Annotated in this window: 12 protein-coding genes; 10 read left to right on the top strand and 2 right to left on the bottom strand. The window is 33.1% G+C overall.

The features are described from left to right. Nucleotides 1–64: 64 nt before the first annotated feature. A complete protein-coding gene (locus tag FD33_RS09410; RefSeq protein ID WP_054642122.1) occupies nt 65–244 on the bottom strand; it encodes a hypothetical protein in 180 nt (59 codons plus the stop codon). Between the two features lie 157 nt (nt 245–401). Here FD33_RS09410 and FD33_RS13045 point away from each other — a divergent pair, with 157 nt between their 5' ends. Next, a complete protein-coding gene (locus tag FD33_RS13045) occupies nt 402–533 on the top strand; it encodes a hypothetical protein (RefSeq protein WP_264372395.1) in 132 nt (43 codons plus the stop codon). A 49-nt stretch (nt 534–582) separates the two neighbouring features. Here the strand turns inward: FD33_RS13045 and FD33_RS09405 are convergent, their stop codons facing one another. Next, nucleotides 583–1089 (bottom strand): aminoacyl-tRNA deacylase, encoded by a 507-nt coding sequence (locus FD33_RS09405; protein WP_025086093.1) that lies wholly within the window; start codon nt 1087–1089, stop codon nt 583–585. A 155-nt stretch (nt 1090–1244) separates the two neighbouring features. Between FD33_RS09405 and FD33_RS12800 the strand changes: the two genes are divergently transcribed. The 9 genes from FD33_RS12800 to FD33_RS09365 all read left to right on the top strand — a co-directional run bounded on the left by FD33_RS12800 (nt 1245) and on the right by FD33_RS09365 (nt 7874). Next, the gene (locus tag FD33_RS12800; protein WP_170206966.1) at nt 1245–1415 is read left to right on the top strand and encodes a hypothetical protein; all 171 of its coding nucleotides are present in this window, start codon (nt 1245–1247) and stop codon (nt 1413–1415) included. Between the two features lie 99 nt (nt 1416–1514). Next, entirely contained in the window at nt 1515–1916 is a 402-nt protein-coding gene (locus tag FD33_RS09400) for a hypothetical protein (RefSeq protein WP_025086094.1), read from the top strand. Between the two features lie 63 nt (nt 1917–1979). After that, complete coding sequence (gene prmA / locus FD33_RS09395) at nt 1980–2897, top strand: 50S ribosomal protein L11 methyltransferase (protein WP_025086095.1); 918 nt, start codon at nt 1980–1982, stop codon at nt 2895–2897. After that, complete coding sequence (locus tag FD33_RS09390; RefSeq protein WP_025086096.1) at nt 2878–3627, top strand: RsmE family RNA methyltransferase; 750 nt, start codon at nt 2878–2880, stop codon at nt 3625–3627. Before prmA ends, FD33_RS09390 begins: the two co-directional genes overlap by 20 nt. An 11-nt stretch (nt 3628–3638) precedes the next feature. Further along, nucleotides 3639–3980, top strand: coding sequence for a hypothetical protein (locus FD33_RS09385; RefSeq protein ID WP_025086097.1), 342 nt, complete (start codon nt 3639–3641; stop codon nt 3978–3980). Between the two features lie 183 nt (nt 3981–4163). Further along, the gene (locus tag FD33_RS09380; RefSeq protein WP_056955935.1) at nt 4164–6395 is read left to right on the top strand and encodes a RelA/SpoT family protein; all 2232 of its coding nucleotides are present in this window, start codon (nt 4164–4166) and stop codon (nt 6393–6395) included. After that, complete coding sequence (gene dtd / locus FD33_RS09375; RefSeq protein ID WP_025086098.1) at nt 6396–6833, top strand: D-aminoacyl-tRNA deacylase; 438 nt, start codon at nt 6396–6398, stop codon at nt 6831–6833. A gap of 2 nt (nt 6834–6835) precedes the next feature. Beyond that, on the top strand, nt 6836–7459 hold the full coding sequence (locus FD33_RS09370; protein ID WP_025086099.1) for an HAD-IA family hydrolase: 624 nt from the start codon (nt 6836–6838) through the stop codon (nt 7457–7459). Nucleotides 7460–7475: 16 nt separating this feature from the next. Further along, a complete protein-coding gene (locus tag FD33_RS09365) occupies nt 7476–7874 on the top strand; it encodes a hypothetical protein (protein ID WP_025086100.1) in 399 nt (132 codons plus the stop codon). Nucleotides 7875–8014 lie beyond the last annotated feature (140 nt).

The following is an 8014-nucleotide window of genomic DNA, read 5'->3' as shown; positions in this document are numbered from 1 at the left end:
TTCTATCCAAATTTTTCGTCTGGGTAGAATTCTATTTAATCTTACAATCTACCAAGAATTATTTTTAGTTAACTTTTTTACGTCCCTCGGGGGTATATTTATCCCTTTGGTGTTTCTTGTATAGATAATAAATTCCACCAACAATAGCCAAGATAACGACTAATGGCAAAATTATATGAATGAAAAACGAAAATAGTAGCAAGGCTATAAAGAAACCTAAAACATACTTCCAAATATTGTTCATTGAATTCTCCTTTTTTATTGTAAGATAATTCTTATTCATAATTGATTTAAAGTCAAGTGAGACACTTTGGTTGACTTTAAGTTCTCTAGCCTGTAATATAACCTACAGTCGCTACCCTCTATAAGAAACACGGAACATAAAGGAGGCGTGAATAATTATGAAATACAGAATTCTATTAGATCTAAACGATCAATTATTCACAGCAGTTGATGTTAATGATAGTAATCGCTATGGCAACGGTACAACCATTCAAAGTGCAATTGCTAATTTAAAACAAAAAGCTGCATAATAATTTTATAAATTATCTAGTCGGGATGATATTCATCTCGGCTTTTTTGTTACTCTGGATTATCAACTGCAAAATCACCAAATTCGGCGTCAACGGCTTTAGCCAAGTCATGGGGTTCAACTAGTAAAGATTGACCAACTTTTCCAGCAGAAACAATGATTTTCTCAGCTTCATCAGCCTCTTTGGAAAAGTAGATAGGATAATTATGGAGTGAGCGGATGCCGACAGGACTGTTAGCACCATGTTCAAAACCACTGGTTTTAATCAAGTCTTTAAGAGGAACCATACCGACCTTTTTGTTGCCAGAAATTTTAGCTAATTTTTTGTAACTTAAATGTTTATCCAATGGCAACATACCAACTAATGGACCTGTCTTATTACCTGTTAAAACAAGAGTTTTGTAAATTTTATAGCCGTCACGGCTGCTTTTATCATTAACTAACTCTTGAGTGTCGCCGTCAGTTTCAGTTTCAAAAGTCATGGGTTCATAATCAACTTTTTTCTTGTCTAAAATCTTTTCTACTAATGTCTTTTGTATTTTTTTCTTTTTACTCATTTTTCGTCACCAATCCCTAAAACTTAACTCTTACTTAGTATATAATAACAAAGCTATCAATTTTTGAAAGTAATCAAGAATGGTTGGCATAAAAATATTGTCTTATTTTAAAGCTATTGTTATATAATTAAGCAACAGGATAAGGAGCGATTAGTATGAGTTTGTTTAAAAAACATCAAGAAGATCCTGCCGAAAATGATTTTAGTAAAATTTCACAAGAAATTAAGAATAGTCCTAAAAAATTATCTGAGGCTCAAAAATTATTTAAAAACAATGAATCCTTACGTAAGAAGGTCGTTGACAAAAAGGAACAATCCCAGAAATAGGATTGTTCTTTTTTATAAATCTCTTTATTAATTAAAACTAATACTTTTTCATAAATAAAAACATATGATATTATATTGAAAACGAAGTGAGGTGTAATTATGGGAGTAATCAATAATAATAATCGTTTATTAGAAACAAATGTTTTGTTGGATCGTTTTCTGACGTATCGTGAAGTTTTTACAGAACATTTCAAAACAATGAAAGTGATTGAGAGAGGGGAAGCTTTGCGTTATGAAACGTATTCTCGCTTGGCCGATAATTATATTTCAAATGTCCATCGCTTTGTTAAGTTATGTGAGGACTATATTACGAAATATAACTTGGAAAATAGTCAATTAACTGAGAAGCTTAATGATTATTTGGTAGAGGTGATTGATGCTATAAGTTGTTTGGATACAGAACACAATCTGATCAATCATGCCAAATTAGAGCAGGCTAAACAAAGAATTCATCAGAAAGAAATAGAATTTATGAACGCAATTGGACTTTTAGCAAATTAAGCTGCTAAACGTCTTTTTTTTATGGCCAAATTTTAGTAATCTTATTACTAATGGAGGAAGATTATGATTTGGAAAAAAGTAACAATTGCAATACCAAATGATTTCGACCCTGAAATTGTTTCTGAAATTTTCATGCGTGTTGGTGCTAATGGGACAGAAATGGTTGATGATGAAAATAAAGATATAAAGACAAAGATCAATTCTTATTTTGACGAAGATACTTATGATGAAAAGATCGTTAATGAATTACAACAACAAATTAATAAATTGACGCAATTTGGTTTTAATATCAATGGAGTTGAAGTCTCCGTTAGTGAACTAGATGACAGTAGTTGGCAAAATGAATGGGAAAAGTATTATCATCCAGTTAAGATCAGTCGTTATTTGACGGTTGTTCCTAATTGGGTTGATTACCAGCCAAAGAATTCGGATGAACATATAATCGTTATGGATCCAGGTAAATCCTTCGGAACTGGAACTCATCCGACTACGTATTCTTGTATGCAAGCTCTGGAATTGATTCTAGGTGATGCCCAGTCACTTTATGATGTCGGAACTGGTTCAGGTATTTTATCAATTCAAGCTCGTCAATTGGGTGTAAAAGATATCCAAGCATTTGACCTTGATCCAGTCGCCGTCAAAGCAGCTAAGGAAAACATTAAATTGAATCCTGGATGTGAAGATATTGAAGTCTTTGAGAATTCATTGCTAGATGGTATTGATGGAAAAGTTGATGTGATTGTTGCTAATATGTTGGCTGATGTCATCTTACAATTTGTTCCTCAAATTGATTCGCATTTAAATGATAACGGATTTGTCGTTTTATCTGGTATTATTAATGAAAAAGAAGCGTTAATTACTGAAAAGATGGAAGAACGTGGATTTGTCGTATTAGAAGTTTTCCACCTCAAAGGTTGGTCAACTCTAATTTGTAGAAGAAAAGAGGAATTCGAGGCAGAAGATGGAGCAATACTTCGTTAAAGAAACAATTGGACAAAACAAATTTGTCATTGATGATATAGAAAGCTATAAGCATATTGTAAAAGTTTTGCGTCATAAAGTTGGCGATGTAGTCTACTTAGTAGATGATACTGAAAGTCTCTTTGTAGCGACTATTGAAGAGATTGATAATGACAATTCTAATTTGACGGTAACAGTTAAAAAAGATAATCGTGCTACTACCGAGTTACCGATTGGAGTGACGATCGCCTGTTCATTATCAAAAAAGGATAAAGTCGAATGGATCACTCAGAAAGCAACTGAATTAGGTGCTAAGAAAATTATTTTTTTCAATTCAAAATATTCGATTATGCATTGGAAGCACAATGTCGTTGAGAAGAAGTTAATTCGTCTGCAAGAAATTGCTAAAAATGCTGCTCAACAGTCTAAGAGAAGAATTATTCCAGAAGTAGTTTATCTTGATAAATTAACCGAATTGGTTGATATGAAGGAAGAGACTAACTTAATTGCTTATGAAGAATCTGCTAAGCAAGGGGAAATAAGTCTTTTAGCTCAAACATTACAGAAAGAACCCAGATCAATTATGTGTACTTTTGGCCCTGAAGGTGGTTTTGCCCCTGATGAAGTAGACTTCTTGAATCAACAAGGATTCTTGTCAGTAGGATTAGGACCAAGGATTATGCGAGCAGAAACAGCACCCATGTACTTTCTATCAGTGCTATCATATAAATATGAACTAACAGTAAAATGAGGAAATAGAACGTGAAAAATATTTGGAAAACGATTGAAAAGTCGAAAACGACTTATATCACTTTAATCTCTATTGTTTTAGTTTTTATTATGCCAATTTTGTTTAAACTATTTCATTTAGGCAGAACAAATCGTATTATTTGGCTATTCTTTATCATTAATATTTTGTTTGCTGGCTTTATTGGTTGGTTCTCAAGAAAATATGGATTATCTTTCTATAATTTAGTCATCTTTCCAGTGATTTTTGTTATCAGCGTTTTTGTGAAATATGGAAGATATGGCTATTTCTTAGCTGGAATATATTTAGTATTAAGTATTTTGATATATTTCTTATTCGAAGATGAACGAAAATAGTTCCAAGTTAAATAGTCCACGGTCATACAATTTATGATTGTGGATTATTGTTATATAATGGACTTATAGTAATTTTCAATATTTTGGTAAAACGATTTGTAATTTGACTATAAAATACTCATAATAATATATAAATTAGAAAAGCACTCGTTGAGTGCTTTTTATTGTAGCGGGGTGAATTTAATGAAAAAAAATAAGGATTATACGCCAGAAGAAGTTTTAGATATTTGTCGTGGTTATATGAATGAAGACCATGTTGAGTTTGTTAACAAAGCTTATAATTTTGCGGCCTACGTTCATAAGGAACAAAAACGTGCCACTGGTGAGCCATATATTATTCACCCAACACAAGTCGCTCAAATCTTGGCTTCTTTAAAAATGGACCCTTATACGGTTGCTGCGGGATATCTGCATGATGTTGTTGAAGATACGAATATCACTTTAGGGGATGTTCGTGAATTATTTGGAGATCAAGTAGCTACTATTGTTGATGGCGTAACTAAGATTAGTAAATATAAGTATCATTCACATCAGGAACTTTTAGCTGAGAATCACCGTAAAATGTTATTGGCAACGGCCAAAGATCTACGTGTCATTATGGTTAAGTTAGCTGATCGTTTGCATAATATGAGAACTCTTAAAGCTTTACGTCCTGACAAGCAACGTCGTATTGCTAATGAAACTTTGGAAATCTATGCTCCGTTGGCTGATCGTTTAGGTATTAGTAAGATCAAATGGGAACTAGAAGACCTTTCACTTCATTACATTAATCCACAACAATATTACCGTATTGTTCATTTGATGAATAGTAAACGTGATCAACGTGAAGCTTACATCGCTGAAGCTATTGACTATATTAAGAAAAATGTTGATGCTTTAAATATTAAATATGATATTTACGGTCGTCCCAAGCATATTTATTCTATTTATAAGAAGATGCGTGACAAGCATAAGCAATTTTCTGAATTGTATGATTTGTTAGCTATTCGAATCGTAGTTGAATCGGTAAAGGATTGTTATGCTGTTTTAGGTTCAATTCACTCTAAATGGAAACCAATTCCTGGTCGTTTCAAAGATTATATTGCCGTACCTAAGGCTAATGGTTATCAATCATTGCACACGACGATTATCGGACCTGGTGGTCAACCTCTAGAAGTTCAGATTAGAACCTTTGCTATGCATCAAGTTGCAGAATATGGTGTTGCTGCCCACTGGGCTTATAAGGAAGGTAATTTTGAAGGAGTTCATTTGGATGACGATGAACAAAAAATCGATGTCTTCCGTGAAATTCTTGAATTACAGGAGAATTCAGACAATGCTTCTGACTTTATGAAGTCGGTTAAAGGTGAAATTTTCAATGATCGCGTTTATGTGTTCACACCGGAAGGTGAGGTTATTGAATTACCAAAGGGTGCAGTTACTTTAGATTTTGCTTATCAAGTTCACACTGAGGTTGGGAATCACTCAATTGGTGCTAAAATCAATGGCAGAATGGTACCTTTAAATTATCAATTGAAGAATGGCGATATAGTTGAAATGCTTACTAACTCAAGTTCTTCTCCAAGTCGTGATTGGGTTAATGTTGTCTTCACTTCTCGTGCTAGAAATAAGATCAAACGTTACTTTAGAACAAAGGATCGTGAAGAAAATATTGTCCTAGGTCGCGAACAAATTGAAGAAGAATTAAAGAATCGTTCCTTATCTGGTAAAAAGTATCTTGATAAGAAGCATCTAGAAATCGCTATGAAAATTTTCAACTATACTGAACCTGACGAGTTGTTCAATGCAGTTGGTTATGGTGAACTATCACCAATTAACGTGGTTCACAAACTTTTGAGTGAAGATCCTGAGAAGAAACGTGAAGCTGAAAAGAAGGAACTTGAAGATCAAGTTATTACTGAAACTGATGAAAAGCCTAAACAACCACAAACTGAGAGTCCTAAGCTTCAAAAGGAACGTAATAATGCCAACAACAGTATTTCAGTTCAAGGAATTGATAATTTACTGATTCGTTTGGCAAAATGTTGCAGTCCTATTCCTGGAGACGATATTGTCGGCTACATCACTAAGGGACGTGGTTTAACGATTCATCGTGCTGATTGTCCAAATGTTCAGAGTGAAGAGGCTAAGAGTCGTTTTATTGATGTTAGTTGGGATAATGTCACGAAAGAAAAACGTTATACGGCTGAATTGGATATTTATGCCTTTAATCGCAATGGATTGATCAATGAAGTTTTGCAAGTTATCAATTCAAATACGAATACTTTAAATAATGTTATCGGTCGTCTAGATAAAGAGAAGATGGCAATTGTTCATGTCAGTATCGGTGTTAATAACAAAGAACATTTGGATAATATTATTTCTAAATTGAAGAATATTCAAAATGTTTATGAGATAAAGAGGACGGTAGCTTAGATGAAAGTTGTAATACAACGTGTTTCTGAAGCTAAAGTTACTGTAGATCAAAAAATCCTTGGTCAAATTGATCAGGGATTTTGTTTGTTGGTGGCTTTTGCATATGAAGATAACGATGAAACAATCAAGTATATGGCGCGTAAGATTGCCAATATGAGGATTTTTTCGGATACAGATGATAAAATGAATTTGTCAATAAAGGATGTTCAAGGGTCAATCTTATCGATTTCACAATTTACTTTGTACGCTGATACCAAGCATGGTAATCGACCAAGTTTTACGGGAGCCGGTAATTTTGAAACATCTAGTAAAAAATATGATCAGTTCAATCAAGCATTAAGAGACTATGATCTAAAAGTTGAAACTGGTGAGTTCGGGGCTGATATGCAAGTATCACTCACAAATGATGGACCAGTAACTATTTTAATGGAGCGATAAAGATGAAAAGTATTGTTTGGGATTTTGATGACACGATTGCTAATAGTTATCCAGGAATTGTATCTGCGACACAGAGATCACTACGAGAAAATTTCGATATTAGTTTGTCAAAAGATACTATCTTTAAGGAATCAAAGAAGACTTCAGTTCGTCAATTTGTAGCTGAATTGTTAAAGGATCAAGAAGATCCTAAACAGGCCGTCGATTTGTTCTATAGTGTCTATCATAGATATGAAAAGGAATATCATGATAAGATTACGTTAATTCCTCATATCAAAAATGTCTTAGAATATTGTGATGAAAAACATTATATGCAGTTTATCGTGACACATCGTGATCAATCTATTTATGATTTAGCAAAGTCATTGGGAATTGAGCACTATTTTAAAGAAATTATTAGTGTTGAAAATGGCTATAAACGTAAGCCTAATCCAGAGATGCTAGAATATCTAATTGAAAAATATGGCCTGTCTAAAGATGATCTTTGGGTAGTTGGTGATCGTGAGATAGATGTTAAATTTGGTAAAGGCGTTGGTGCCCATACCATTTTGCTCAATGATCAAGAAGTTGATTTTGATTATGAGAATCGAGTTAGTGATTTATTAGAGATTGAAAAAATTATTTAAACATGAGGATATATTTTTGGATACTGAATTAGTAAAATTAACGTATGATCAAATTGTGGCATTGCATTTACAAATCGAATCTGGCGATGAGATTGTTTTTAGCGAAAAAAGATTAAAGAGTAACCTGGAATTTTTGAATCAGTTTAAGGATTTGGAACTCTATGCAACGCATTTAATTTGCACAATGATTTGTGATGATATTTTTGAAAAATACAATCAACAGACAGCTTTAGTGGCTTTGGATTTCTTCTTGCGTCAAAATGGACATGAATTAGATTTAGACAATGAATCGGAAAGAAATCAATTGTTGGAATTAATGAAAAAGATTAAAGAAGCTGATCAATTGAAGAAGGATGATTTAGAGGAAATTAGATTAGTATTGAGCAGTTGTATTCATACTAGTACAAATGAATAAATGGTTCTTTTGAAACCAAAATACAGCACCTATTTAGGAAGTATGCACATGGTTATTAAGTTTTGTGCGATACTTCCTAAATAGGGCTGTTCGTCAAATCAAGTTGATGGCGGTTCAAGTTAACAGTTAGACCATAAATG

Origin of the sequence: Companilactobacillus paralimentarius DSM 13238 = JCM 10415 (assembly GCF_001434985.1) — a bacterium.
Classification (GTDB): domain Bacteria; phylum Bacillota; class Bacilli; order Lactobacillales; family Lactobacillaceae; genus Companilactobacillus; species Companilactobacillus paralimentarius.
Note: the sequence above shows the minus strand (reverse complement) of the source record. Positions and strands in the feature narration are given on the sequence as shown.